The sequence below is a fragment of the Archangium lipolyticum genome (assembly GCF_024623785.1).
Classification (GTDB): domain Bacteria; phylum Myxococcota; class Myxococcia; order Myxococcales; family Myxococcaceae; genus Archangium; species Archangium lipolyticum.
In genome coordinates this window covers 112,165-137,035 of sequence record NZ_JANKBZ010000026.1, presented here as the reverse complement: position 1 = coordinate 137,035, position 24,871 = coordinate 112,165, and the positions used below count along the sequence as shown (strand labels likewise).

Genomic DNA, 24,871 nt, shown 5'->3' with positions numbered 1-24,871 from the left:
TGGCGTATACCTCCGCCTACATCACTCCCGGTCGACGGGAAGTGGGAGAAGGTGGTGACGCCTCAGGTGGGTTTGCGCAGACGGCCGCGGTACACGGGCTCGCCGCTGGCCAGGTAGCGCCGCTCGCGCGTGGAGGGGACCTCCTCGGGGTCATAGGGGTGGAACACCCCCTTGCCGAGCGGATTGACGAAGCCGACGTCCTCGAGGATGGCCAGCATGGCGACGCCGCGGTCCTGCACGTCCGTGCGCATGTCGAAGAGGCCGCCCGGCTTCATCCGGTCCAGCAGGAGACGGGCGAACTCGGGCTGGATGACGGCGCGCTTGAAGTGGGCGCGCTTCCACCAGGGGTCGGGGAACTGCAGGTGGATGACGTCCAGCGAGCCCGAGGCGAAGATGCGCGGCACCACGAAGCGCGCGTCGGCCTCCATGACGCGCAGGTTGCGCAGGCCCATCTTGGTGGCGCGGTCCAGGGTGTCTCGCGCGTACTTCTTGCGCCACTCGAAGGCGACGAAGCGCACCTCGGGGTGGCGCCGGCAATACTCCAGCGCGTGGCCGCCAGCGCCGGAGCCGATTTCCAGCTCCAGGGGGCCGGAGAAGCCGAACTCCGCATCCCAGTCGGGTGGAGTTTCGAGGTTGGCCAGATGCAGGCCGACGGGATCGGGGAGCAGACGGGGACGGGGCATGACGGATGCGTGACGCTGGGGCGCCTCTTCTCACGGGGTGGGGCGGTCTGACCAGGGCAAAGCGACGGCTTTGGCGCTATACCGGCGCTCCATGAAGGTCTTCCACGGTGTCACGGAGGCGCGGGAGCTGGCCGGCTGTGCGCTCGCGCTGGGTAATTTCGACGGGGTGCACCTGGGCCACCAGGCCCTCTTCGCCGAGGCCCGGCGCCACGGCGCTCCCGCCGCGCTCACCTTCCAACCCCACCCGGGCAAGGTGCTCCAGCCGGAGCTGGCCCCCAAGCTCATCACCCTGCTGCCGCGCAAGCTGGAGCTCTTCGAGTCCTTCGGGCTGGAGGCGGCGGTGGTGCAGCCCTTCACGCTGGAGTACGCCCGCCACTCGCCGCGCGACTTCGAGGCCTCGCTGCTGGACGTGGTGGGCGCGCGCCACATCGTGGTGGGCTACGACTTCACCTACGGGGCCGCCCGCGCCGGCACGGCGGACACCCTGCGCGAGGCCGCCGCCGCCCGGGGCGCCCAGGTGCACGTGGTACCTCCCGTCACGGTGGATGGGGTGGTGGCCTCGTCCTCCAAGGTACGCGAGTACATCCTCGAGGGCCGGGTGGGGGCCGCGCAGCGGCTCCTGGGGCGGCCGTTCGACCTGGACGGCACCGTCGTCACCGGTCACGGCCGGGGCCGGGGCATCGGCTTCCCCACCGCCAACGTGGACACCCAGAACGAGCTGCGCCCGGCCGCTGGCGTGTACGCCATCCGCGTCCGCTTCCTCGGCGAACCGGATTCCACCTGGCGTCCGGGTGTGGCCAATATCGGTGTCAAACCCACCTTCGGGGTCAACGAGGTCACCATCGAGGCGCACCTGTTGGACTTCGAGGGGGACCTGTATGGCAAGGAGCTGCGGGTGCAGTTCCTGGAGCGGCTGCGCGCCGAGCGCCGGTTCGGGTCGGTAGCGGAACTGGTGGGGCAGATCAAGAGGGACGTCGAGGCTGCCCGGACGGTGATCGCCCGGGCGTCCGACTGAAATTTTCCCGAACGGATTCAACGACTTGGTGGGGAAGGGAGTCCGGGGCGCCGCCTTGACAGGGTTGCGCGTCACTTCCTTTAATCCAACAGTCTCATGCGCTCTTGTTTTCGCGCATCTCGGGTGTCCGTTCGCGTCGTCACGCGCCGGGCGCCATTCAGTCATCCCAACGCTCGAGGCTTTTGAATGTCCGGTCGACTTGGTGAACTGCTGGTTCGCGAGAACCTCATTTCCGTCCAGCAGTTGCGCAAGGCCCAGGAAGAGCAGCAGAAGAACGGCACGCGCATTGGCACGGCCCTCATCAAGACGGGCGCCATCGAGGAGTCCAAGCTCACCGACTTCCTCTCCAAGCAGTACGGCGTTCCGGCCATCAACCTGAAGGACTTCGACATCGACGCGGAGATCATCAAGCTCGTGCCGAAGGAAGTGGCCGAGAAGCACCTGGTGATCCCCGTCAACCGCGCCGGCCCCTCGCTCATCGTGGCGATGTGCGATCCGTCCAACATCTACGCGGTGGACGACCTGAAGTTCCTCACCGGCTACAACGTGGAGCCGGTGGTCGCTTCCGAAATCTCCATCCGCGAGGCCATCGAGCGCTACTACGCCGAGAAGGGCCCGGACATGAACGCCCTCGTCGACGAGATCGCCGAGGACATCGAGGTGGCCAAGGAGGAGGAGGAGGGCAACATCGAGGAGATGGCCCGCGCCGCGGACGACGCCCCCGTCGTCAAGCTGGTGAACCTCATCCTCCAGGACGCCATCAAGAAGCGCGCCTCGGACATCCACGTCGAGCCCTACGAGAAGGACTTCCGCGTCCGCTTCCGCATCGACGGCTCCCTCTACGAGGTGATGCGTCCGCCGATGAAGCTCAAGAACGCCATCACCAGCCGTCTGAAGATCATGGCGGACCTGGACATCTCCGAGCGCCGCCTGCCGCAGGACGGCCGTATCAAGATCAAGCTCGGCGGTGGCAAGGAGATGGACTTCCGCGTGAGCGTGTGCCCCACGCTCTTCGGCGAGAAGGTGGTGCTCCGCCTCCTGGACAAGTCGAACCTCCAGCTGGACATGACGAAGCTGGGCTTCGATCCGCAGCCGCTGGCCTGGTTCAAGGAGGCCATCGAGCGTCCCTACGGCATGGTGCTGGTGACGGGTCCCACGGGCTCCGGCAAGACGACGACGCTGTACTCGGCGCTCGCGTCGCTCAACCAGATCGACACCAACATCGCCACCGCCGAGGACCCGGTCGAGTTCAACTTCGCCGGCATCAACCAGGTGCAGATGCATGAAGACATCGGCCTGAACTTCGCCGCGGCGCTGCGCTCCTTCCTCCGTCAGGATCCCGACATCATCATGATCGGTGAGATCCGCGACTTCGAGACGGGCGAAATCGCGGTGAAGGCGGCGCTCACGGGCCACCTGGTGCTCTCCACGCTGCACACCAACGACGCCCCTGGCACGGTGAGCCGTCTGCTCAACATGGGCATCGAGCCCTTCCTCGTGACGGCCTCGCTCAACCTGATTCTCGCCCAGCGTCTGGCGCGCCGCCTGTGCCCCGCCTGCAAGCGGCCGGCGGAGAACGTGGACGAGCAGGCCCTGCTCAACGCGGGCGTGCCCGCGGAGAAGCTCGGCACCTTCACCATGTACGAGAAGGTCGGCTGCCGCGACTGCAACGACCGCGGCTACCGTGGCCGCGTGGCCATCTACGAGGTCATGCCCTTCTGGGACGGCCTCAAGGAGCTGGTCATCAACGGCGCCTCCGCCGCCGAGCTGAAGCAGGAGGCCATCCGCCTGGGTATGAGCTCTCTGCGCATGTCGGCTCTGGCGAAGATGATGGACGGCGTCACCACGTTGGACGAGGTGGTGGCCAACACGGCGCCCGACAACTTCTAACCCGCTCTACCCCCCCGGCATCCCCCACCTTTCCGAAGGACGGTTTTCGTGAATCTGCATCAGCTGCTCAAGGCGATGGTCGAGAAGGGCGCTTCCGACCTCCACATCACCACCGGCTCCCCGCCCCAGCTCCGCGTGGACGGCGAGCTGGTGCCGCTCAAGACGGCCCAGCTCACCCCGGTGGAGACCAAGCAGCTCTGCTACTCCATCCTCACGGACGCTCAGAAGCACAAGTTCGAGGAGGAGAACGAGCTCGACCTGTCCTTCGGTGTGAAGGGGCTGTCCCGCTTCCGCGCCAACATCTACATGCAGCGCGGCGCGGTGGCCGGTGCCTTCCGCACCATTCCCTTCAAGATCCTCACGTTCCAGGAGCTCGGCCTGCCTCCCGTGGTGGCCGAGCTGGTGAAGAAGCCGCGCGGCCTCATCCTGGTGACGGGTCCCACGGGCTCGGGCAAGTCCACCACGCTGGCGTCGATGGTCGACAAGATCAACACCGACCGTCATGAGCACATCATGACGATCGAGGATCCGATCGAGTACCTGCACCCGCACAAGAACTGCCTGGTGAACCAGCGCGAGGTGGGTGCCGACACGCGCAGCTTCAAGACGGCGCTCAAGTACATCCTCCGCCAGGATCCGGACGTGGTGCTGGTGGGCGAGCTCCGCGACCTGGAGACCATCGAGGCGGCGCTCGTCATCGCCGAGACGGGCCACACCTGCTACGCCACGCTGCACACCAACAGCGCGGTGCAGACCATCAACCGCGTGCTGGACGTGTTCCCGCCCTACCAGCAGCCGCAGGTGCGAGCGCAGCTGTCGTTCGTGCTGGAAGGCGTGATGAGCCAGGCGCTCATCGCCAAGGCGGGCTCCCCGGGCCGCGTGCTGGCGCTGGAGGTGATGATCCCCAACCCCGCCATCCGCAACCTCATCCGCGAGGACAAGGTGCACCAGGTGTACTCGGCGATGCAGGTGGGTCAGGCCAAGTTCGGCATGCAGACCTTCAATCAGGCCCTGGCGGCGCTGCTGGCGCGGCGCCTCATCAGCCAGGACGAGGCCTTCGGACGCTCGAGCGACCCGGACGAGCTGCGCAATATCCTGTCGGGTGCCGGCGCCGCTGGCATGCCTGGTCAGCGTCCGGCTGGACCGGGCGCACGGTAATTCGCGAAATTCAACCGCGGGGATAGACTCGCGTCCCCCTCGGAGGGCTGTATGGCTGCAACGGCGACTCAGAAAGCTGCACCCCAGAAGTCCAAGAACACGGCCCAGTTCCTCTGGGAGGCCAAGACCAAGTCTGGTGAGACCAAGAAGGGCGAGATGGAGGCCGCCGACATCGAGGCGGTCAACGCGCGCCTCAAGTCGCTCGGTCTCAATCCGGTCAAGGTCCGCCGCAAGGGGATGCTGGATTCCAACCTTGACCTGGGCTTCCTGGCCGGAGGCGTGACGGGCAAGGACATCCTCATCTTCACCCGTCAGTTCGCCACGATGATCGACGCCGGCCTGCCGCTGGTGCAGTGCCTCGACATCCTGGGCAGCCAGATGGACAACCCGGCCTTCCGCAAGGTCGTGTTCGCCATCAAGACCAAGGTGGAGCAGGGCTCCACCTTCGCGGACGCGCTGGCGGACCACCCCAAGGTGTTCGACGAGCTCTTCGTCCAGCTGTGCGCCGCGGGTGAGGTGGGCGGTATCCTCGATACCATCCTCAACCGCCTCGCGGCCTACCGCGAGAAGAACGAGAAGCTCAAGCGCAAGGTCAAGGGCGCGATGACCTACCCGGCCATCGTCATCCTGGTGGCCTTCGGCGTGACGGCGCTGCTGCTCCTCAAGGTGACGCCGACGTTCGAGAAGATGTTCAAGGACTTCGGTCAGGCGCTGCCCGCGCCCACCCAGTTCGTGGTGGACCTGTCCGCCGTGGCGCAGGAGTACTACCTGCACGCCTTCGGCGCCGTCGTCCTCGCGGCCGTCTCCTTCACGTACTCGTACCGTCACCCGCAGGGCCGGCGGTTCTGGGACAAGGTCTTCCTGATGGCGCCGCTCTTCGGGCCCGTCATCCGCAAGGTGGCGGTGGCGCGCTTCACCCGGACGCTCGGCACGATGATCTCCTCGGGCGTGCCCATCCTGGACGCGCTGGACGTGACGGCGAAGACGGCCGGTAACCGCACGGTGGAAGAGGCCATCTACTTCGTGCGCGGGAAGATCGCCGAGGGCAAGAACATCGCCGGTCCGCTGCTGGAGACGAAGGTGTTCCCGCCCATGGTGGTGCAGATGATCGGCGTGGGCGAGGCCACGGGCGCCATGGACACGATGCTCAACAAGATCGCCGACTTCTACGACGACGAGGTGGACACGGCGGTCGCGGCCCTCACGTCGATGATCGAACCGCTCCTCATGGTGTTCCTGGGCGGCGTGGTCGGTGGCTTCCTCATCGCCATGTACCTGCCCATCTTCTCCATCGCCGGTGCCGTCAAGTAGCGTCGGCGGCCGTCTGGTCCTCGCCGCTCCGCCCGAGGCGGACGCGCTTCGCACGCGGCTGATCTGGCTCACCGTGTTCCGCACGGTGGCCGTCAGCCTGTCGTTGATCGCCGTCGCCGTCCGCCTGTTCGTCCAGCCTCTCGAAGAGCCCAGCCGCGTGGACATGCTGTCCTTCGCGGTCATCGGGCTCGTGTACGTCTTCACCCTCGTCTATGGCCTCATGCTGCGCCGGGGCGAGGTGGGCCGGGTGGCGGCGGCGGTACAGGTGGTGGGGGACCTGGTCATCGCCTCGGCGCTCGTGTTCCTCACGGGCGTGGGGGACAGCCCCTTCACCTTCCTCTACCTGCTGACGGTCATCGTCGCGAGCATGGTGCTGGATGGCCGGGGAGCACTCATCTCCGCGGGGGCTGGCGCGCTCGCCTACGCCTCGCTGCTGGTGGCGGTGAAGTTCAACTGGTTGGTGCCGCCCATCAGCGCCACCACCCCGACGCGAGGCCGGTTCGCCTTCCTGATGGCCAGCAACGTCCTGGCCCTCTTCCTCATCGCCGTGCTGGCGGGCTACCTGGCGCGCCAGCTGTCGGCGACCGGTGGCCAGCTGTCCGCGCGCGTGGCGGACCTCAAGCGGTTGGACGTCCTGCAGCGGCAGATCCTCGCCTGCATGCCCTCGGGGCTCATCACCTGCAACGCGGCCGGAGCCGTCACCTTCGTCAACCGTGCCGCCATCTCCATCCTGTCGCTGGAGTCGCGGTTGGCGCCGGGCACGCACGTGGAGGCGCTGCTACCGGGAGCGCTGGGGCCGGATGTCCGCCTGCGCCGCAGGGAGCTGACGGTCCGCACGTCGTCCGGCCTGCGCACGCTGGGGTTGACGGTGACGGAGCTGGAGGGCAGCGAGCTGGGGACGCTCATCGTCTTCCAGGATCTCACCGAGCTGCGCCGCATCGAGGAGGACCTGAAGCGCGCGGACCGGCTGGCGTCCCTGGGGACGCTGGCCGCCCAGCTGGCGCATGAGATTCGCAACCCGCTGGCGGCCATGCGGGGCTCGGCGCAGCTGCTGGTGCAGGATCCGGGGACGGACCCGGGCTCGGCCAGGCTGGTGGCGATATTGCTGCGCGAGTCGGACCGGCTCTCCAAGCTGGTGGAGGATTTCCTGCGCTTCGCCCGGCCACCACCACCCAACAAGCAGGAGTTGGAGCTGGAGGTGCTGGTGGCGGAGACGGTGGACATGCTGAGGGCGGATCCGATCGCCCGGCAGGTGCGGGTGGAGACGGTACTGGCACCCCTGCGCGTGCCGGTGGACGCGGACCAGCTCCGGCAGGTCCTCATCAACATCCTGCGCAACGCCTTCCAGGCGGCCGGCGAGGGAGGCGGGGTGCGGGTGTCGTTGGAGGCCCTGGGGGAGCAAGCCTTGCTGCGCATCTGGGACTCGGCCGGCAGCATTCCCGCCTCGGACCTGTCGCGCATCTTCGAGCCCTTCTTCAGCACCCGGGAGGGCGGCACCGGGTTGGGACTGTCCACTGCGTACTCCATCGTGCGGGCACATGGTGGCAACATCCGGGTGTCCTCCTCTCCGCGGGAGGGCACCGAGTTCCTCATTCAGTTGCCCCTGCAGGGTTGAGGGGAAGGGAGAGCGTGGCCGTGCACATCCTGGTGGTGGACGATGAGCTGTCGATGCGCGAGTTCCTGGAGGTGCTGCTCACCCGGGCGGGCTATCAGGTGACGTGCGCGGACAGCGTACGGGCGGCCAGGGAGGTGCTGGGCTCCAAGCCGGTGGACCTGGTCATCACCGACATGAAGCTGGGGGCCTCGCAGAGTGGCATGGACGTGCTGCGCGGGGCGCGAGCCCTGGCCGAGCCGCCCGAGGTCATCGTCATCACCGCCTTCGGCACGGCGGCCTCGGCGGTGGAGGCCATGCGCGAGGGGGCGTACGACTACATCGGCAAGCCCTTCGACAACGAGGAGCTCAAGCTGCTGGTGCAGAAGGCGCTGGAGAAGCGCGAGCTGCGCCGGGAGAACGTCTCGCTGCGCGAGCACCTGGTGCCCGGGGCGGGCGTCATCGGGGTGGGCCGCAGCGAGCGGATGCGGGCGGTGTGGAACCTGGTGGAGAAGGTGGCGCCCACCCGCTCCACAGTCCTCATCCACGGTGAGAGCGGGACGGGCAAGGAGCTCATCGCCAAGGCCATCCATCTCAAGAGCCCGCGTGCCGGCCAGCCCTTCCTCCCCGTCAACTGCGCGGCGCTCAACGAGGGCGTGCTGGAGAGTGAGCTCTTCGGCCACGTGAAGGGGGCCTTCACTGGCGCCACGCAGGAGCGGCCGGGCCTGCTCGTGCACGCGGGGGAGGGGACGGTATTCCTCGACGAGATCGGCGAGATACCGCCGGCCACCCAGGTGAAGCTGCTGCGCGTGCTCCAGGAGAAGAAGGTGAAGCCGGTGGGCAGCGCGTCGGAGGTGCCCTTCCACGCGCGCGTGCTGGCGGCCACCAACAAGCGTCTGGAGGCCGAGGTGAAGGCGGGGCGCTTCCGCGAGGATCTCTTCTACCGTCTCAACGTCATCACGCTGGAGCTGCCGCCCCTGCGAGAGCGCGCCAGCGACATTCCCCTGCTCGCCGAGCACTTCCTCGAGCGGCAGCGCAAGGAGTTGGGGCGGCTGGGGCTGCGCTTCTCCCCGGAGGCCATGTCCGTACTGTCCTCCTACGCCTTCCCCGGCAACGTGCGCCAGTTGGAGAACATCGTCGAGCGCGCGGCCACGCTGGCGGATGGGGACGTGCTGACGCTGGCCGCGCTGCCTCCCTCGCTGCGAGGGGAGCCGGAGCGGCCCTCGGCGGAGCAGGGACAGGTGTCACTCGGCGCCGGCTTCTCGCTGGAGCGCCACCTGGATGATGCCGAGCGGCGCTACCTGGTGGCCGCCATGGCCCAGGCGGGCGGGGTGAAGACGCGGGCGGCGGATCTGCTCGGACTGACGTTCCGCTCCTTCCGCTACCGTCTGGCCAAGCACGGACTGTCCGACCAGGACGACGAGCCGTGATGCGCCTCGCCGTCCCGCTCCGGGCGGCCTAGCGGAAGTCCCGCCTGTTGAAGAGGAGGACGGCCAGGGACACCAGCACGCCCGTGAAGGCGAGGGCGTAGCCCGCGGAGGGCAGCAACTCGCCCATACGGGTGACCACGCCGTAGGTGGCATGGGGGCGGTAGTTGAGCCGCTCCAGGTCCGGCAGCAGGTAGTAGGCGGCCCGGCCCACCTTCTGGATGAGCCCGCTCTCGGACTTCTGCGCCAGCTTGTAGATGTCACCCGCCAGGTGCCCGGCGAAGTAGAGGCTCACCGTCACGAAGGCGGACACCGCCTGGCTGGAGAAGCTCGACATCAGGAAGCCCACGCCACTGAGCACCCACAGCTCGAACCACAGCATGACGATGGCGGTGAGGTGTGCGGAGGTGACGGGGTAGCCGTAGCCGGCCATCAGCAGGAAGAACAGCACGCTCATGGCCGCCAGCAGCACCGTCAGGGTGAGCATGTTGCCGACCAGCCGTCCCACCAGGAAGGCACCGCGCGAGATGGGCTTGGACACCATCAGGAAGATGGTGCGCCGTTCGATCTCCCGCGACAGCAGTCCGCTGGACAGGAAGATGGCGAGCAGTGACAGGGTGAGGCTCATGGCGCCCAGACCCATGTCGGTGAGGACGCGCTCGAAGGTGGTGACGGTGACCGCCACGACCAGCGTGCTGGACAGCAGCAGGATGAGGGCGAAGACGCCCACCACCAGGGTGATGCGGTTGCGGCGGGCTTCGCGGAAGCCATTGAACGCCAGGGCGATGAAGGGATTCATCAGGAGATCTCCCCTCCAACGGGGCCTTGCCGCGCTTCCTCGAGCGCGCGCAGGAAGAGGTCTTCGAGTGAGAAGCGGGCGGGTTGCAGCTTCGTCACCCGTGCTCCCGCCTCCAGCAGCTTCTTGAGCAGCGGTTGCGACTCCGACTCGCGCACGCGCAGCATCACGCGGCTGTCCAGGGTCTGCGAGGACTCCAGCGGAACACCCAGCGCCTGGATGCTCTCCCGCGGCAGTCCTTCCACCGTCAGCTCCACCTGCGTCGTCTCGGAGCTGAGCAGCTCGGCCACGCTTCCCTCACGCACCCGCCGTCCTCCCACCAGCACCGCCACCCGCTCGCACAGCGCCTCCACGTCCGGGATGATGTGCGTGCAGAAGAGGATGGTGGTGCCGCGCTCGCGCTCCTCGAGGATGAGGTCGCGGATCTGCCGGCGTCCCACCGGATCCAGGCCCGAGGTGGGCTCGTCGAGGATGAGCAGCGAGGGCCGGCTCACCAACGCCTGGGCCAGCGCCACGCGCTGCACCATGCCCTTGCTGTAGCGGCGGATCTGCAGGTGGGCCGTGCGCTCCATCTCCACCATGCCCAGGACCTTGGAGACGCGGTCATCCAGCTCCTTGCCGCTCATGCCAGCCAGCCGTCCCGAGAGCGTGACGAACTCGCGGCCGGTGAGGTACTCGTACGGTGCCGGGTTCTCGGGCACGTAGCCCACGCGGCGCCGCGCTTCCTTGTCGTTCGGCGGCAGGCCGAAGATGCGGGCCTCCCCCTCGGAAGCGCGCACCAGGTTCATCAGGATCTTGATGGTGGTGGACTTGCCGGCTCCGTTGGGGCCGAGCAGTCCGTACACCTGACCCGGCATCAACGTGAGATCCAGCGACTGAAGGGCGCGGACCTGACGGTTCATCAAGAAGCCGAGCCGGTAGGTCTTGGAGAGGTTTCGGATTTCGATGGGCGCGTTGGAGTCCATGGCGCTCAGTTCCACTGGTAGCCCCGATCGCCGGGGGTGAAGATCTCGAGTCGGCGGCGCTGCGTCTCCGAGTAGGCACGCTCGTCGTAGCCGAGGAAGAAGCCGCCTCCGGCGGGATCATGCGGAGGCCGGTCCAGGAAGCCCAGCCACAGGAGTGTCTGGATGTCTGGGGGCGCGACGCCGAAGTTCTCCCGGAAGGTGGCGATGGCCTTGTCCACCCGCTGCAACTGCGCCTCCATCTCCAGATCGCGGATGCGTTGTTCGAAAGCGGCCCGCGTCTCCTCGTCCTCCGCGGATTCGACCAGCGACTGGGCCAGGGCCATGCCCGCCTCCACTTCGCCCGACTGGGCGTAGAGGCGAGTGGCCAGGGCGGAGAGGTACTCGGGAGCGCCGGGGAGCTTGGAGGCCTGCTCCAGGACCTGGGCGGCCTCCCGGTACTGCTTGTGGAAGGTGCTCAGGTTGTAGGCCAGCAGCATCAGCAGCCGCACATCATCCGGGAAGAGAGGCAGGCCCTTGCGCAGCAGGCGGGTCGACTCCTCCGTGTTCACCCACGTCTCCCGTCCGAGATTGGTGGGCAGGGCGCTACCCGCGAAGCGGTAGACGGTGTCGAACTGGGGATCCAGGTCGGTGATGAGATCCGCGTAGGGGTAGATGTCGAGGTACTCCTCGGCGGTCCTCGCCCGTCCGGTCTCCTGGAGGAGTTGGATCCACAGGTAGTCCACGAGGAGGGGCAGCTGACTGCGCCCCACCACCTGAAGGACCTCCTTGCGAGGCAGCATCGGCTCCTGGTGGGGACCTCGCGGCGGCTTGCGCGGAGGGGCGGCCAGCACGGCCACTGCGCCCAGGCAGATGACACCGACGATCAGGGGAAGAAGGGGGGCTCGTGTCCTCATCATGATTGGGTCGAAAACAGTGCACCCTCAAACAAGAAGGGCACCCGGATCATCCCCGAGTGCCCCCCGAATTTCGACGTGCCGGTTGCCCGGCAGGTCAGCTTAGGTGTCGCAGTCGACGTCGTTGAAGGAGCTGTACGGCGTGCCGGCCACGGCGTTGACCTCGGAGGCGTCCGAGCCGCAGGGAGCCTGCGCGGCCTTGGCATCCTTGGTCGAGATGTACCAGGAGTCCACGCCGTCCTTGTCGTTGTCGATCTGACCAGCGGCGTAGGCGTCCACGTTGCAGCCCGGGCAGGTGCCGGAGATGCCGGGGTTGGCCGGGTCGTCACCGGCGCCGAGCCAGCTGATGCCGGCCACCTTCACGACGTCCGGCTTGTCCTGGGAGGTGGTGTGCTTGCCCAGGTCAACGGTGATGCACTCGACGATCTGGTCGGCGGGGACGGTGACGGTGCCGTCGACGGCGCGAACCTCGCACTTGCTGTTGTCGCCGAAGTAGTAGGCGTAGCGGTTGCCGCGCTCGGGGGCATAACCGATGGCCTTGATGTTGGCCGAGTAGCGGTCCTTCTCCTGCAGGTAGGCGCGCTCGGTGGTGAACCAGGCCTTCAGGTTGGACTTGGCCTCACCCTGCTTGGAGCGGGCCTGGAACTTGATGAAGTTGGGGATCGCGATGGCGGCGAGGATGCCAATGATGGCCACCACGATCATCAGCTCGATGAGCGTGAAGCCACGGTTCTTCCGGGCGAACAGACGGGTCATGGGAGTCCCTTCGGGTGAAGGATGGGTTGCGGCCGAAGCCGTCCTGAGGAATAGCACGAACGGTGCCACGGTCAAACCACCCGGCCCGTGATGCGGATCCAAGGACTTGCATCGCTCCGGGTGCCCGGAATGGGCAGTCAGGTGCCAATTTTTGTCACCAGGGTGACAGGAATCGTCCGCCCGCGGTGCGCGCCCGGGCTCTATGCTGCGCGATCAGGAGCTCCTCGCGGAAGAAGGGACGCAGAACGTGACTCCTCAGGCGTTGGAGGGAGCGGCCGTGGCGCTGATCGTCATCATGGGCCTGCTCTTCGGCAGTTTCTTGAATGTCGTGATCGCCCGTGTGCCTTACGATCAGAGCATCGTCCGGCCGCGCTCGCGTTGCCCCAAGTGTGGGCATCAACTCGCGTGGTACGAGAACATTCCAGTCCTGTCGTGGATGGCATTGCGAGCGCGCTGTCGCTCCTGCGGCCAGCCCATCTCCTGGCGCTACCCGGCCATCGAGCTGCTCACCGCGCTGCTCTTCTTCGCCAGCCAGCGGCGCTTCGGTTGGACTCCGGAGCTGGTGTCCGCCCTGGTGATGGTGATGGTGCTGGTGCCGCTGGCCTTCATCGATCTGGAGCATTGGATCCTCCCTCATGAGCTGACCCTGCCGGGCATCGCCGCCGGTGTGGTGCTGTCGGTGCCCATCGGCATGGATCGGCTGATCGCCTCGGTCATCGGCGCGGCGGCCGGGTTCTTCGTCTTCTGGGCGCTGGAATGGTTGGGGGAGAAGATCTTCAAGAAGGAGGCGCTGGGCGGGGGCGACAAGTTCCTGCTGGCGCTCATCGGCGCCTTCCTCGGCTGGAAGGTGCTGCTCGGCGTCATCTTCCTCTCCTCGTTCCAGGGCGCGGTGGTGGGCTCGCTGCTGCTGCTCTTCCGCGGGCGGGCGGGACCGGCGCCGGAGACGGAAGTGGAGACGGAAAGCGCCGCGGGGCCGCCCGGGGTTTCCACCGAGGTGCCTCCCACCCCGGCGCCCGACGCACGGGAGCCCTCGGTGGACTCCGCCAGCGCCAGCCCGGCGCAGGAGGGGACCGGGGGCGAGGGCCGGGGGGACGCGGAGGGGGATGAGGACGAGGACGACTGGGTCCCGGGCCCCACCAACATTCCGTTCGGTCCCTGGCTGGCGCTCGCCGCGCTCGAGGTGATGCTGCTCGGCCCGTGGCTGCGCGAGGTGCTGCCAATGCCGATCGACGTCCTGCTGACGGGAGTGCCGTGAGGGAGCGCGGGCGCGGATGAAGTGGCGGGTCGCCAGCGTCGCCTTCCTTCTCAGCGTGGTGGGCACGGGCCTCACCTGGCTCTCCCTGCAGCGGCCGCTCCTGTCGTTGATGGAGGCGGTGCGTCACTGCGCGGCGGATGGCTCGCCCGAGTCCCTGGTGCTGGCGCGGACGCTCGGCTCGTTGCCGTTCCTCCTCGGGCTGGATCTGGTGCTGCTCACCGTCGTGGCGTACGGGGTGCTGGACTTCATGGTGGGCCGGCCCCTGCGGCGCACCGAGGAGGTGGTGGAGCAGCTCGGGCGGTTGGAGCTGGACGTGGCGATGCCGGTGAGCGCGGGGCCGATGCTCTCGCGCATCCAGCGGGCGCTCTCCCGCATGGCGGCTGTGCTCCAGCGGGAGCAGGACACCACCCGGCAGCAGATGGAGGCGCTGCGCGCCGCCAACGCCCGTCTGGCCCTGGCGCAGACCGAGCTCGTCTCCACGGAGCGGCTGGCGACCGTGGGGCGGCTCGCGGCGGGCGTCGCCCACGAGGTCGGCAACCCGCTGGCGGGCATCCTCGGCTACCTCTCGCTGGCCGGTGCCCGGACGAAGGATCCCGAGGTGCAGGAGTACCTCGCGCGCATCGATCATGAGGTGCAGCGCATCGACGGCATCGTGCGGGGGTTGCTGGAGATCGGCCGCCCGGGGCGGGAGCGGTTGGGGCCGGTGGACGTGGGGCACGTGGTGGAGACGTGCGTGCAGTTGGTGAAGGCCGGGCGGGACTTCTCGCGGGTGAAGCTGGTCCTCGAGCTCGCTCCCGGCCTGCTGGCACGGGCGGACTCCGGGCCGCTGTCGCAGATCGTCATCAACCTGTTGCTCAACGCGGTGCAGGCCATGGGGGGGGAGGGGGTCGTCCGGCTTTCCGCCCGGAGTGGGGGAGGGGACGTGCTGCTGGTGGTGGAGGACACGGGCCCTGGGATCCCGCCGGAGGTGATGCCGCGCCTCTTCGAGCCCTTCTTCACCACCCGTGAGCCCGGCCACGGCACGGGGCTGGGGCTGGCCGTGTCGCGGCACCTGGCCGAGGGGATGGGGGGACGGCTGACGGTGGAGAACGTCCCGGAGGGCGGTGCTCGCTTCTCCGTCCGCCTGCCGGGCGTCTGAGGCGGAATCTGGCCGTGTCCCCGGGAGTGGGCTACTTCTGGGGTGTCTCCATGGCCCTCTTCCGCAGCATCCTCGTCGCCGACGACGAGCCCTCCGTGCGCCACGTCCTCACCCTGGTGCTGTCCGGGCTGGGCTACGAGGTGCGTGCGGTGTCCGACGGCGAGGAGGCGCTGCGGGAGCTGGCCGCGCGTGGCTACGACGTGCTGCTGTGTGACGTGCGCATGCCCCGGCGCGATGGCCTGTCCGTGCTGCGCCAGGCGCTCGCCGAGCACCCGGGACTGACGGTGGTGGTGATGAGCGCGTACGGCTCGCGGGAGCAGGCGCTCGAGGCGGTGGGCGCCGGGGCGTACGACTACGTGCGCAAGCCCTTCAAGCCCGAGGAGATCGTCTTCGTCCTGCGCAAGGCGGAGGAGCGAGAGCGGCTGCTGCGCGAGAACCGGCGCCTGCGGGGAGTGGGCGGGGACGTGCCCGTGGAGCGCATCCTCGGCGAGAGCGAGCCCCTTCGCGTGGTGCTGCGGCAGGTGGAGCGGCTGGCGCCGGTGGGCACCACGGTCCTCATCACCGGAGAGAGCGGGACGGGCAAGGAGCTCGTCGCACGGGCACTGCACGCGCGCTCGCCCCGGGCCGCCATGCCCTTCGTCGCCGTCAACTGTGGCGCCATCCCCGCGGGCCTCATCGAGAGCGAGCTCTTCGGCCACGCCCGGGGCGCCTTCACCGACGCGCGCACCGCCCGCCGGGGCCTCTTCAGCGAGGCCGACGGCGGCACGCTCTTCCTCGACGAGGTGGGAGAGCTGCCTCCTCCCGCCCAGGTGAAGCTGTTGCGCGTGCTACAGGAAGGGGAGATCCGCCCGGTGGGAGAGAACCGCGCGGAGAAGGTGGATGTGCGCGTCATCGCCGCCACGCTGCGCGACCTGGGCCGGCTGGTGGAGCGGGGCGAGTTCCGCGAGGACCTCTACTACCGGCTCAACGTGGTGAACGTGCGGGTGCCGCCCCTGCGCGAGCGCACCAGCGACATCCCCCTGCTGGCGCGCTCCTTCCTCGCGCGCTTCAACCGCGAGCTCAACCGCGAGCCGCCCGTGCGGGGCTTCAGCCCCGAGGCCGAGGCGCTGATGGCCTCCTACACGTGGCCGGGAAACGTGCGCGAGCTGGAGAACGCCGTGGAGCGCGCGGTCCTGCTGGCCGAGGGCGCGCTGATCCTCCCGCAGAACCTGCCGGAGCGGCTCTGGACCGCGCCCGCGCCGGCCACCACGCAACCTTCCCCCACCCCCACGCACCCCCCTCCCGACGCCAACCTGTCCCTCAAGCAGGCCATCCGTGAGCTGGAGGAGTCCTACATCCGCGCCGCCCTGCGCCGGACTCGCGGCAATCGCACCCGCGCCGCCGAGGTGTTGGAGATCAGCCATCGGGCCCTGCTGTACAAAATCAAGGAGTACGGAATCGACCCGGACGCGGAGGGTGAGCGAGGCTGACTGGCCGCTCAATAGGGGACGGAGCGTCGAAAGGGCCGATTTGACGAGACGCGTCCGAGGCCGGAAAATCGGCACTTGGAATGCGGCGTGGGTCCACCGCCGTGGGATTTCGGGGGATTGGCCGGCTGCCCTGCGGGCTGGCGCGGAGCACTTTTTAGGAGGGCTCGCGAGCCGGTGCTACGCTGGCGGCCCCTCCACGGAGCAACGACTGTATGGCGAAGGGAAAGCTGGCTCTCGGTCTCGATATCGGATCGACCTCGGTGAAGATGATCCTGCTCAAGGAGCAGCGCAAGCGTGGCCAGGTGAGCTACGCGCTGCAGAGCTTCGGCATGAAGCCGCTGCCCCCCGAGGCCATCGTCGACGGCGCGTTGATGAACTCCACCGCCATCGTCCAGGCGCTCCAGGAGCTGATGTCCGAGCTGAAGGTGAAGAACAAGGAGGTCGCCATCGGCGTCTCCGGCCACTCGGTCATCATCAAGAAGATCCAGATGCCCCGCATGAGCCAGGAAGAGCTCGAGGAGAGCATCCAGTGGGAGGCGGAGCAGTACATCCCCTTCGACGTGAAGGACGTGAACATCGACACGCAGATCCTGGACGCGGGCGGCAATGACGCCACCGGCCAGATGGACGTGCTGCTGGTCGCGGCCAAGAAGGACATGATCAACGACTACACCACCGTGGTCTCCGAGTCGGGGCTGCAGCCGGTGGTGGTGGACGTGGACGCCTTCGCCGTCCAGAACATGTTCGCCTCCAACTACGACGTCCCCGACAAGGAGACGGTGGTGCTCATCAACGCGGGCGCCTCGGTGGTGAACATCAACATCATCTCCAACGGCATCACCGTCTTCACCCGTGACGTCACCATCGGCGGCAACCAGTTCACCGAGGAGATCCAGAAGCAGCTCAACGTCTCCTACGAGGAGGCCGAGGCGCTGAAGATCGGCGGCACCCGCGGTGACTCGGACGCGGTCGTCCCGCAGGAAGTGGAGCGGGTGCTGATGAGTGTGGCCGAGCAGGTGGCAGGTGAAATCCAGCGCTCGCTGGACTTCTACGCGGGCACCGCCGTGGATGCCAACTTCACCAAGGTCTACCTCTCCGGTGGAACCGCCAAGATTCCGGCGCTGTTCAAGACCATCGAGACGCGGGTGGGCGTGCCGGTGGAGATCCTCAACCCCTTCCGGAAGATCGACGTGGACAACCGCAAGTTCGACCCCGCCTTCATCATGGAGGTGGCGCCGATGGCCGCGGTGGCCGTGGGTCTGGCGCTTCGCCGCCCGGGCGACAAGCTCGGTTGATCTTCCCCCTGCTTCGAAGGACTGACGCACATGATGATCCGCATCAACCTTCTGCCCGTCCGCGCCAAAGCCACGCAGAGCATGGGCCGGCAGATCCTGGTCCTCTTCGCGGTCGTGCTCGTCGCCGCGCTCGTAGGCAACTACTTCTGGTACTCGGACCGTGACGGTGTGGTCGAGCGCCAGCGCAAGGGCATCGCCGACACCAACCGGCGCATCGCCGAGCTCGACAAGACCATTGGCGAGGTGAAGAACATCAACGCCCGCAAGGTCGAGGTGGAGAAGAAGCTGGCGGTGCTGGACGAGCTGCGCAAGGGCCGCTCCGGTCCGGTGCGTCTGCTCGACGCCCTGGCCACCTCCCTGCCGAAGAAGGCGTGGATCAAGAGCTTCAACGAGGAGCGCGGCAGCGTGAAGCTGCAGGGCTCGGCCATCAGCCACGACGACGTGGCCGAGCTGATGCGCAACCTCAACAGCATGGTCTGGACGCCCAAGGGCATCGGCCGTCTGGTGGAGCAGCGCCGCGAGGCCAAGACGTCGCGCGTGGAGCTGGTGGCGGCGGATGTCGCCATCGAGGAGTTCCCCGTCAACGACATCAAGCCCTTCTTCAACAACGTCGACCTGAAGAGCACCCAGCAACAGAGCAACACGGCCAAGCCGGGTGACCTGGCAACGGTGGACTTCGACATCACCCTCACCGCCAACTACGCCATCTAAGGAGCCGGCAGGCCATGGACAAGTACCTGGATAGGATCGTCAAGGCTCCTCCCGCGGTGAAGTTCGGCGGGCTGGCGGCCGCGGTGGTGTTGATGACCGCCGCCAACTTCTTCTTCGTCATCCAGCCGCTCGAGGAGAACATGGAGCGGCTGCGCGCCGAGCAGCGCCGGTTGGATCTGGACCTCGCCGAGAAGAGCGAGATCGCCCAGAACCTCAACGAGCGCCGGCGCGAGATGGACGTGCTGGAGCAGCGGCTGGCCGAGGCCCTCACCGAGCTGCCCGAGAACAAGGACGTCGAGGAGCTGCTCTCGCAGCTCAACGACATCGGCAAGAAGTCCGGGCTGGCCATCGCCCGCGTGGAGCCGGGCCCCGAGTCGGTGGGCGGCGGTGACTTCTTCGCGCGCATCCCCATCAAGATGCAGGTGAGCGGCAACTACCATGAGATCGCCATGTTCCTGCAGGAAGTGGCGAACATGCGGCGCATCGTGAACGTGAACAACATCAAGCTCGACGGCGCCAAGTTGAAGAACGAGAAGGTGGTCCTCCAGAGTTCCTTCCTGGCCACCACCTTCCGGTTCGTCAACACGAAGGCCGCGGCGCCGTCGAAGGATTCCAAGAAGAAGTAGATGAACTCCATTCGGAAACTTGATCGGTCCTGCAAATGGGGCGACAAGGGGACCAGAGGATGAAGACGTTCCACTCCATGTTCATCTCGGGGGCACTGGCCCTCGCGCTCACGGGTTGCGGCGAGGAACCACCTCCGCCAGCGCCCGTCGCTCCGCGCCCGCCGAGCGCCGAGTCCCAGAAGGACAAGGCCGCGGAGACTCCGGTGGCGGCGCCGCCCACCTACGTCTACAACTACAACCCGGTGGGCAAGCGTGATCCGTTCCGCAGCCCCGTCGATGAGCTGAAGCCCGACGTGCCACAGCTCGGGCCCCAGGTGGCTTGCAACGAGCCGTTGTGCCAGTGGGACATCGACCAGCTCAAGCTGGTGGCGGTGGTCAGCGGGGATGCCAATCCGCTGGCCATGGTGGAGGATCCGCTGGGCCGTGGCCACATCGTGCGCCGCAACACGCGCATGGGCCGCCAGGGTGGCAAGGTGACGCAGATCCTCCGTGACGAAGTCATCGTCACCGAGGTCATCACCACGCCGGAGCGGGTGATCTCCAATCCGGTGAAGCTGGAACTGCGGCAGGAATCCCAGCGGGACCCCGCCTACGACCTGATGACGGGCAAGAACTGGGAGCCGTAGGGCTCCTGGTGGTGGGGAGCCGGCGGGGTCCGGCTCCTTCGGCCCACTGCGACTTGTTGAGGGGACGCATGCTCGAGGAGAGCGCTGTGACGAGGGGCAAGTTGATGAGCGTGGTGGCCGCCCTGGTGGTCGCCATCCTGGGTGTCGGGGCCGAGGCCGCCGAGCTCAATACCCTGCGCGACCTGAAGGTCGTGCAGACGGGTTCGGGCACCCAGGTGGTGGTGACCGGCACGCGGGCACCCACATTCACCGTCTTCCGGCTGAGTGGTCCGGAGCGGCTGGTGGTGGATCTCTCGTCGGCGGATGCCACGGGCATCAAGGGGCTCCACAACGGCTCGGGACCGGTGTCCGGAGTGGTGGCCTCCCAGTTCTCGGACGAGCGCGCGAGCGTGGGCCGGGTGCTGGTGGCGTTGCACCAGGCCGCGCAGTACGACGTGCGCGCCGAGGGCAACAAGGTCGTCATCTCGGTGGAGGGAGCGGCGGCCGAGGCGAAGGCCGCGCCCGCGCCCGAGGTGAAGCCCGCCGCGCCGGCCGTGGCCAAGGCCGAGCCCGCGCCGAAGGCCGAGCCCACCCCGGTGGTGGCCGCGCCGCCTGCCGCGGCCGAGCCTCGGGAGAAGAAGCCCGTCGAGCAGCCCGCGCCGGCCGTGGCTTCGGCCCCCGCGCAGCCGCTGCCGGAGAACGTGGTGGCGGCCGAGGCGGACGAGCGCGAGGTGGCGCATCCGGCCCGCCGCATCACCGCCGTCTCCTTCAACCGTGACACGCTGAACATCCGCACGGACGGCGAGGTCGCCCGCTACGAGGTGCTGGAGCTGGCGGATCCGCCGCGGCTCGCGGTGGACGTGTACGGCGTGGGTCTGTCCGCGCGGGCTCCTCGCGTGCGCTCGGGCCTGCTGAAGGACGTGCGCGTGGGTGCGCACTCGGACAAGGTGCGGCTGGTGCTGGACGTGCGCGGAGAGATGCCCGGTTACCGGGTGGAGCGCGGCACCCGGGGCCTCGAGGTGGTGCTCGGTGGCAAGGTGGCTCGCAAGCCGGCCGCGCCGTCCGACACGCCGGAGAAGGTGGTGGCGGAGAACGAGCCCCTGCGCCCCACGCCCGTGAGCGCGCAGCCGGCCGCCGTGGAGGTCAAGGACCTGACCTTCGACGAGAACGACACCGGTGGCCGGGTGAACCTCAAGCTGTCTGGCGCGGTGGTGTGGAAGGTGGAGCGGCCGGATCCTCGCAGCGCGGTGCTGTCGCTGGAGAACGCGAAGCTGCCGCGCCGGCTGGAGCGCAGCCTGGACACCAGCGCGCTGGAGACGCCGGTGAAGATGATCAGCGCCTTCGCGGTGCCCGGCGAGGGCAACCGGGTGCGCGTGGTGGTGGCCGCGGACGGCGCCATCGAGGAGAACGTGAGCCAGGTGGCCGGTGGCCTGTCCTGGCGGCTGAGCGTCAAGGGCGTGAAGACGGAGCAGGTGGCCGTCACCCAGCGCACCGCCGGCTTCACCGCCGAGGCGCCCACGTACGTCTCCGAGGGCGCGCCCCAGCAGGCCCGCTACCGCGGCAAGAAGGTGTCCTTCGAGTTCAAGGACATCGACATCCAGAACCTGCTGCGCGTCATCGCGGAGATCTCCAAGAAGAACATCGTGGTGGCCGATGACGTCACCGGCAAGGTGACCATCCGCCTGCGCAACGTGCCCTGGGATCAGGCGTTGGATCTCGTCCTGCGCACCAAGGGCCTGGGCAAGGAGGAGTTCGGCAACATCGTGCGCGTGGCGCCGCTGAAGACGCTGGAGGAGGAGGCCAAGCTGCGTCAGGAGCGCAAGAAGTCGCTCGTGGCCCAGGAGGAGCTGCTGGTGAGCCTCATCCCGGTGAACTACGCGGTGGCCAACGACATGTCCACCCGCGTCAAGGACGTGTTGAGCGAGCGTGGAACCGTGACGGTGGACACGCGCACCAACGTGCTCATCGTCAAGGACGTGCGCGCCAACACCGAGAAGGCGCGGGCGCTGGTGCGCAACCTGGACACGCAGACGCCGCAGGTGCTCATCGAGAGCCGCATCGTGGAAGCCAACACCTCGTTCAGCCGCGAGCTCGGTGTGCAGTGGGGTGGTCAGGCCCTGGCCTCCCAGGCCACGGGCAATGCCACCGGCCTCATCTTCCCCAACACGGTGGCCGTGTCGGGTGCCTCGGAAGGTTCCGCCCCGGGCCTCGCCGACAACCCGAACTTCGCCGTCAACCTGCCGGTCGGCGCCGGTCAGGGCCTCGGTGGTGCGCTGGGCTTCGTGTTCGGCTCGGCCGGTGGTGCGCTGGCCCTCAACCTGCGCATCTCCGCGGCGGAGGCAGAGGGTGTGCTGAAGACCATCTCCGCGCCCAAGGTGACGACGCTGGACAACAACACCGCCCGCATCAGCCAGGGTCTGTCCATCCCCTTCAGCCAGGTGTCCGCGGCCGGTGCCAACACCACCTTCGTCGAGGCGCGTCTGTCGCTCGAGGTGACGCCGCACATCACCCAGGACGGCAGCATCCTGATGTCCATCAACGCGCAGAACAACCAGCCGGATCCGGCCAACACCGGTGCCAACGGCCAGCCCGCCATCCAGCGCAAGGAGGCCAACACCCAGGTGCTGGTGAAGGACGGCGACACCACCGTCATCGGTGGCATCTACGTCCGCCGCGGCAGCTCCCAGAGCAACGCGGTGCCCTTCCTGTCGAAAATTCCGGTGCTGGGTCTGCTGTTCAAGAACCACCGCGAGCGTGATGAGCGCCAGGAGCTGCTCATCTTCATCTCTCCGCGGATCCTCAACCGGCAGACGATCGCCCAGTCGCTGTAGCCGGTGTCTCTCTCGAGCTCATGAAGGAGTCGTTGTCCATGAAGCGATTGATGCTGGTTGCCGCACTGGCGGCGTCTTCTATGGCCTGCGTGGCCAATCAGGGTGATGCGTCCATCCGTTTCCTCCAGGCGGGTCCCCTGAAGACGGAGACCGGAGGCTGCAGCGTCACGACGGGTGGGGTGCAGCTCGCCCAGGGCCTGCTCGACATCTCCGGCGGGGAGAGCTACCTGCTGGGCCTGGTGCTCGAGACCAACACCGTCCAGCGTGAAATCACCCTCGGGGGCGATGTGATCTCGGGGCCCGGGCTCAACGACATCACCCTCAGCGAGGTGGTCCTCTCCTACGAGACGTCGCCGCGCGTGGCGGGCCTGCCCGAAGAGGAGAGCGTCCCCATCTACGCCGTCTTCCGCCCCGGGACGGCGGGGTCGTCCAGCTTCGCCATCCTGTACGCGCTCGGCCCCAAGGCGCTCACCGCGCTGAGTTCCGCCGTGTCCGAAGGGCAGCAGGCGACCGTGCTCGCCTCCATCAAGGCCCGGGGGCGCTTGAGCAGCGGCCAGAGCGTGGAGAGCAACGAGATCCAGTTCCCCATCAACATCATCAACAGCGGCTTCGATCCGTCCACCTTGTCGTGCCCGGCGGGTCTGGAGTTCAAGGCGGCTCAGGCGGTGGGGGCATGCGATCAGCTGGGTCAGGACGTGGGCCCCATCTGCCGCCCGCCGGCTCCCGCAACCACGCCTTGACCTGACACCCTGGCCCTCCTACAAGGCGGCAGCCATGTCCTTCCGTACGCACCTCGAGTCGGTGGTCAATCAGGTAGACGGGGCCCTGGCCTGCAGTGTGATGGGTTTCGACGGCATCGCCGTGGAGACCCATCAGCGGGACGAGGCGGGTGATCTGGAGCTGAACGGGGCCTGGGTGGAGTACGCCAACCTGCTCGGCCAGCTCCGTCAGGCCGCCGAGACCCTCAAGACGGGCGCCGTCCAGGAGGTCAGCGTCAACAGCGAGCGGGTGCTCACGTTGATGCGCCTGGTGTCTCCGGAATACTTCCTGGTCCTGGCGCTTCGGGCGGACGGTAACTACGGAAAGGGCAGATACGTCCTCCGGGTGACCGCCCCCAAGATCCTCGCCGAGCTGTAGCCTGCCGGGCGGACGGCGCAGCGCGCCGCGCCTTTCCACTTTGCAAGGCGCGGCCCCATCGGCTAGACACCCCGGACTTTTCAAGCTGTCCGAAGGAGCCTGTCCATGGCTGGTGTCATTGATACGTCCGAGTTCCGCAAGGGCATGAAGATCGAAGTCGACGGTGAGCCGTTCGAAATCGTCGAGTTCCAGCACGTCAAGCCGGGCAAGGGCTCGGCGTTCGTGCGCACGTCCATCCGCAGCCTGCTGTCCGGCCGCGTCCTTCAGCCGACCTTCAAGTCCGGCGACAAGGTGGGCAAGCCCGACATCGAAGAGAAGGACATGCAGTTCCTGTACGAGCAGGGCGGCGACTTCTACTTCATGGACACGCGCAACTACGAGCAGACCTTCATCAGCGCGGACGTGCTCGGCGAGGCGAAGAACTTCCTCAAGGAGAACATCAACGCGGCCATCCTGTTCTACAACGGCAAGGCCATTGGTGTGACCCTGCCGAACTCGGTGGACCTGAAGGTGACGAAGTGCGATCCGGGCATCCGTGGCGACACGGTGTCTGGCGCGTTGAAGCCGGCCACGCTGGAGACGGGCTACACCGTCAACGTGCCGCTCTTCATCAACGAGGGTGACATCCTCAAGATCGACACGCGCGACGGCAAGTACCTCACGCGCGTGGCCACCGCGGGTTAGTTAGCAGGCCCACAGCGGTTCAGGGAGGGGACGGAATTGGCAACCAAGCGCAAGGTAACGCGAACGGAGTCGGCGTCCGCCGAGCAGGCGGGCAATGTCCGCGTGGAGGGCAACACCACCTCCCTGGACGTGGAGGCGCTCCGGCAGATCGTGGAGATCCTCGAGGCTTCCGAGGTAACGCGGCTGGTGTGGCAGCGGGGTGAGGAGCGGCTGTTCATCCGCCGGGGCCCCGTGCCCGCGCCCACCATCGTTCACGCGGCTCCCGTATCGCCGTCGGTGAGCCCTGCGCCGGTGATGGCCGCGCCGGTGTCCGCCGCTCCCGCGGTGTCCGCTCCGGCCGTGGTGCACGCCCCGGCGGCCGCCGCGGCTCCGGCCGCGGAGAAGCCCGGTCATGTCGTCACCAGCCCGTTCGTGGGAACGTTCTACCGGACGCCCGCGCCGGAGCAGCCCGCCTTCGTGGAGGTGGGCACCGTGGTGAAGAAGGGCCAGGTGCTCTGCATCATCGAGGCCATGAAGCTGATGAACGAGATCGAGGCCGACGTGGCGGGTAGGGTGGCTGAGATTCTCGTGGAGAATGGGCAGCCGGTCGAGTTCGGCCAGGCGCTGTTCCGCATCGAGCCGGTCTGACATACGCG

Annotated in this window: 23 protein-coding genes and 1 pseudogene; 18 read left to right on the top strand and 6 right to left on the bottom strand. The window is 67.8% G+C overall.

What is annotated here, in order from left to right; genetic code table 11:
- Positions 1 to 62: 62 nt before the first annotated feature.
- Complete coding sequence (gene trmB / locus NR810_RS38370; RefSeq protein WP_257459884.1) at positions 63 to 683, bottom strand: tRNA (guanine(46)-N(7))-methyltransferase TrmB; 621 nt, start codon at positions 681 to 683, stop codon at positions 63 to 65.
- A gap of 91 nt (positions 684 to 774) precedes the next feature.
- Here trmB and NR810_RS38365 point away from each other — a divergent pair, with 91 nt between their 5' ends.
- The 6 genes from NR810_RS38365 to NR810_RS38340 all read left to right on the top strand — a co-directional run bounded on the left by NR810_RS38365 (position 775) and on the right by NR810_RS38340 (position 9,078).
- A complete protein-coding gene (locus NR810_RS38365) occupies positions 775 to 1,698 on the top strand; it encodes a bifunctional riboflavin kinase/FAD synthetase (protein ID WP_257459883.1) in 924 nt (307 codons plus the stop codon).
- Between the two features lie 186 nt (positions 1,699 to 1,884).
- Positions 1,885 to 3,588, top strand: coding sequence for a type IV-A pilus assembly ATPase PilB (gene pilB / locus NR810_RS38360; protein ID WP_257459882.1), 1,704 nt, complete (start codon positions 1,885 to 1,887; stop codon positions 3,586 to 3,588).
- Positions 3,589 to 3,636: 48 nt separating this feature from the next.
- Positions 3,637 to 4,746: a type IV pilus twitching motility protein PilT gene (locus tag NR810_RS38355; RefSeq protein WP_257459881.1), complete on the top strand. Its 1,110-nt coding sequence runs from the start codon at positions 3,637 to 3,639 to the stop codon at positions 4,744 to 4,746.
- A 51-nt stretch (positions 4,747 to 4,797) separates the two neighbouring features.
- Positions 4,798 to 6,057 carry a type II secretion system F family protein gene (locus NR810_RS38350; protein ID WP_257459879.1) on the top strand — a complete coding sequence of 420 codons (1,260 nt, stop codon included), beginning with the start codon at positions 4,798 to 4,800 and terminating at the stop codon, positions 6,055 to 6,057.
- Positions 6,044 to 7,672, top strand: coding sequence for a two-component system sensor histidine kinase NtrB (locus NR810_RS38345; RefSeq protein WP_326522536.1), 1,629 nt, complete (start codon positions 6,044 to 6,046; stop codon positions 7,670 to 7,672). The genes NR810_RS38350 and NR810_RS38345 overlap by 14 nt, the downstream gene beginning before the upstream one ends.
- Before the next feature lie 20 nt (positions 7,673 to 7,692).
- Positions 7,693 to 9,078, top strand: a complete 1,386-nt coding sequence (locus NR810_RS38340) for a sigma-54-dependent transcriptional regulator (RefSeq protein ID WP_257459940.1) — start codon at positions 7,693 to 7,695, stop codon at positions 9,076 to 9,078.
- Positions 9,079 to 9,106: 28 nt separating this feature from the next.
- Here the strand turns inward: NR810_RS38340 and NR810_RS38335 are convergent, their stop codons facing one another.
- From NR810_RS38335 to NR810_RS52905, 5 genes and pseudogenes are all read right to left on the bottom strand, one after another.
- Positions 9,107 to 9,874 (bottom strand): ABC transporter permease, encoded by a 768-nt coding sequence (locus NR810_RS38335; RefSeq protein WP_257459876.1) that lies wholly within the window; start codon positions 9,872 to 9,874, stop codon positions 9,107 to 9,109.
- Entirely contained in the window at positions 9,874 to 10,836 is a 963-nt protein-coding gene (locus NR810_RS38330) for an ABC transporter ATP-binding protein (RefSeq protein ID WP_257459873.1), read from the bottom strand. Before NR810_RS38330 ends, NR810_RS38335 begins: the two co-directional genes overlap by 1 nt.
- A 5-nt stretch (positions 10,837 to 10,841) precedes the next feature.
- On the bottom strand, positions 10,842 to 11,732 hold the full coding sequence (locus NR810_RS38325) for a tetratricopeptide repeat protein (protein ID WP_257459872.1): 891 nt from the start codon (positions 11,730 to 11,732) through the stop codon (positions 10,842 to 10,844).
- 99 nt (positions 11,733 to 11,831) lie between these two features.
- On the bottom strand, positions 11,832 to 12,380 hold the full coding sequence (locus tag NR810_RS38320; protein ID WP_407653875.1) for a pilin: 549 nt from the start codon (positions 12,378 to 12,380) through the stop codon (positions 11,832 to 11,834).
- Positions 12,381 to 12,382: 2 nt separating this feature from the next.
- Positions 12,383 to 12,485, bottom strand: a pseudogene (locus NR810_RS52905) (prepilin-type N-terminal cleavage/methylation domain-containing protein); the annotation flags it as partial.
- A gap of 202 nt (positions 12,486 to 12,687) precedes the next feature.
- Here NR810_RS52905 and NR810_RS38315 point away from each other — a divergent pair.
- From NR810_RS38315 to accB, 12 genes are all read left to right on the top strand, one after another.
- Positions 12,688 to 13,740 (top strand): prepilin peptidase, encoded by a 1,053-nt coding sequence (locus tag NR810_RS38315; protein ID WP_306818857.1) that lies wholly within the window; start codon positions 12,688 to 12,690, stop codon positions 13,738 to 13,740.
- Positions 13,741 to 13,756: 16 nt separating this feature from the next.
- Positions 13,757 to 14,878, top strand: coding sequence for a sensor histidine kinase (locus NR810_RS38310; protein ID WP_257459870.1), 1,122 nt, complete (start codon positions 13,757 to 13,759; stop codon positions 14,876 to 14,878).
- 50 nt (positions 14,879 to 14,928) lie between these two features.
- Positions 14,929 to 16,347, top strand: coding sequence for a sigma-54-dependent transcriptional regulator (locus NR810_RS38305; protein WP_257459938.1), 1,419 nt, complete (start codon positions 14,929 to 14,931; stop codon positions 16,345 to 16,347).
- A 212-nt stretch (positions 16,348 to 16,559) separates the two neighbouring features.
- On the top strand, positions 16,560 to 17,642 hold the full coding sequence (gene pilM, locus NR810_RS38300; RefSeq protein WP_204226000.1) for a type IV pilus assembly protein PilM: 1,083 nt from the start codon (positions 16,560 to 16,562) through the stop codon (positions 17,640 to 17,642).
- A gap of 30 nt (positions 17,643 to 17,672) precedes the next feature.
- Complete coding sequence (locus tag NR810_RS38295; RefSeq protein WP_257459868.1) at positions 17,673 to 18,353, top strand: PilN domain-containing protein; 681 nt, start codon at positions 17,673 to 17,675, stop codon at positions 18,351 to 18,353.
- A 14-nt stretch (positions 18,354 to 18,367) separates the two neighbouring features.
- On the top strand, positions 18,368 to 18,979 hold the full coding sequence (locus NR810_RS38290; RefSeq protein WP_257459867.1) for a type IV pilus inner membrane component PilO: 612 nt from the start codon (positions 18,368 to 18,370) through the stop codon (positions 18,977 to 18,979).
- 59 nt (positions 18,980 to 19,038) lie between these two features.
- A complete protein-coding gene (locus NR810_RS38285; RefSeq protein ID WP_257459865.1) occupies positions 19,039 to 19,605 on the top strand; it encodes a pilus assembly protein PilP in 567 nt (188 codons plus the stop codon).
- A gap of 68 nt (positions 19,606 to 19,673) precedes the next feature.
- Positions 19,674 to 22,415, top strand: a complete 2,742-nt coding sequence (gene pilQ / locus NR810_RS38280; RefSeq protein ID WP_257459864.1) for a type IV pilus secretin PilQ — start codon at positions 19,674 to 19,676, stop codon at positions 22,413 to 22,415.
- Positions 22,416 to 22,453: 38 nt separating this feature from the next.
- Positions 22,454 to 23,155 (top strand): hypothetical protein, encoded by a 702-nt coding sequence (locus NR810_RS38275; RefSeq protein WP_257459862.1) that lies wholly within the window; start codon positions 22,454 to 22,456, stop codon positions 23,153 to 23,155.
- A gap of 34 nt (positions 23,156 to 23,189) precedes the next feature.
- The gene (locus NR810_RS38270; RefSeq protein ID WP_257459860.1) at positions 23,190 to 23,552 is read left to right on the top strand and encodes a roadblock/LC7 domain-containing protein; all 363 of its coding nucleotides are present in this window, start codon (positions 23,190 to 23,192) and stop codon (positions 23,550 to 23,552) included.
- Between the two features lie 105 nt (positions 23,553 to 23,657).
- The gene (gene efp / locus NR810_RS38265; RefSeq protein WP_257459859.1) at positions 23,658 to 24,236 is read left to right on the top strand and encodes an elongation factor P; all 579 of its coding nucleotides are present in this window, start codon (positions 23,658 to 23,660) and stop codon (positions 24,234 to 24,236) included.
- A 36-nt stretch (positions 24,237 to 24,272) separates the two neighbouring features.
- Positions 24,273 to 24,863, top strand: coding sequence for an acetyl-CoA carboxylase biotin carboxyl carrier protein (accB, locus tag NR810_RS38260; protein WP_257459857.1), 591 nt, complete (start codon positions 24,273 to 24,275; stop codon positions 24,861 to 24,863).
- Positions 24,864 to 24,871 lie beyond the last annotated feature (8 nt).

Coding starts and splice junctions, on each gene's coding strand:
- NR810_RS38295 (WP_257459868.1), top strand. CDS start 17,673: ATGATGATCCGCATCAACCTTCTGCCCGTCCGCGCCAAAGCCACGCAG.
- pilQ (WP_257459864.1), top strand. CDS start 19,674: ATGCTCGAGGAGAGCGCTGTGACGAGGGGCAAGTTGATGAGCGTGGTG.
- NR810_RS38310 (WP_257459870.1), top strand. CDS start 13,757: ATGAAGTGGCGGGTCGCCAGCGTCGCCTTCCTTCTCAGCGTGGTGGGC.
- NR810_RS38335 (WP_257459876.1), bottom strand. CDS start 9,874: ATGAATCCCTTCATCGCCCTGGCGTTCAATGGCTTCCGCGAAGCCCGC.
- NR810_RS38305 (WP_257459938.1), top strand. CDS start 14,929: ATGGCCCTCTTCCGCAGCATCCTCGTCGCCGACGACGAGCCCTCCGTG.
- NR810_RS38315 (WP_306818857.1), top strand. CDS start 12,688: ATGCTGCGCGATCAGGAGCTCCTCGCGGAAGAAGGGACGCAGAACGTG.
- NR810_RS38330 (WP_257459873.1), bottom strand. CDS start 10,836: ATGGACTCCAACGCGCCCATCGAAATCCGAAACCTCTCCAAGACCTAC.
- NR810_RS38275 (WP_257459862.1), top strand. CDS start 22,454: ATGAAGCGATTGATGCTGGTTGCCGCACTGGCGGCGTCTTCTATGGCC.
- NR810_RS38270 (WP_257459860.1), top strand. CDS start 23,190: ATGTCCTTCCGTACGCACCTCGAGTCGGTGGTCAATCAGGTAGACGGG.
- pilM (WP_204226000.1), top strand. CDS start 16,560: ATGGCGAAGGGAAAGCTGGCTCTCGGTCTCGATATCGGATCGACCTCG.
- NR810_RS38325 (WP_257459872.1), bottom strand. CDS start 11,732: ATGATGAGGACACGAGCCCCCCTTCTTCCCCTGATCGTCGGTGTCATC.
- NR810_RS38285 (WP_257459865.1), top strand. CDS start 19,039: ATGAAGACGTTCCACTCCATGTTCATCTCGGGGGCACTGGCCCTCGCG.
- pilB (WP_257459882.1), top strand. CDS start 1,885: ATGTCCGGTCGACTTGGTGAACTGCTGGTTCGCGAGAACCTCATTTCC.
- efp (WP_257459859.1), top strand. CDS start 23,658: ATGGCTGGTGTCATTGATACGTCCGAGTTCCGCAAGGGCATGAAGATC.
- NR810_RS38290 (WP_257459867.1), top strand. CDS start 18,368: ATGGACAAGTACCTGGATAGGATCGTCAAGGCTCCTCCCGCGGTGAAG.
- trmB (WP_257459884.1), bottom strand. CDS start 683: ATGCCCCGTCCCCGTCTGCTCCCCGATCCCGTCGGCCTGCATCTGGCC.
- NR810_RS38350 (WP_257459879.1), top strand. CDS start 4,798: ATGGCTGCAACGGCGACTCAGAAAGCTGCACCCCAGAAGTCCAAGAAC.
- NR810_RS38365 (WP_257459883.1), top strand. CDS start 775: ATGAAGGTCTTCCACGGTGTCACGGAGGCGCGGGAGCTGGCCGGCTGT.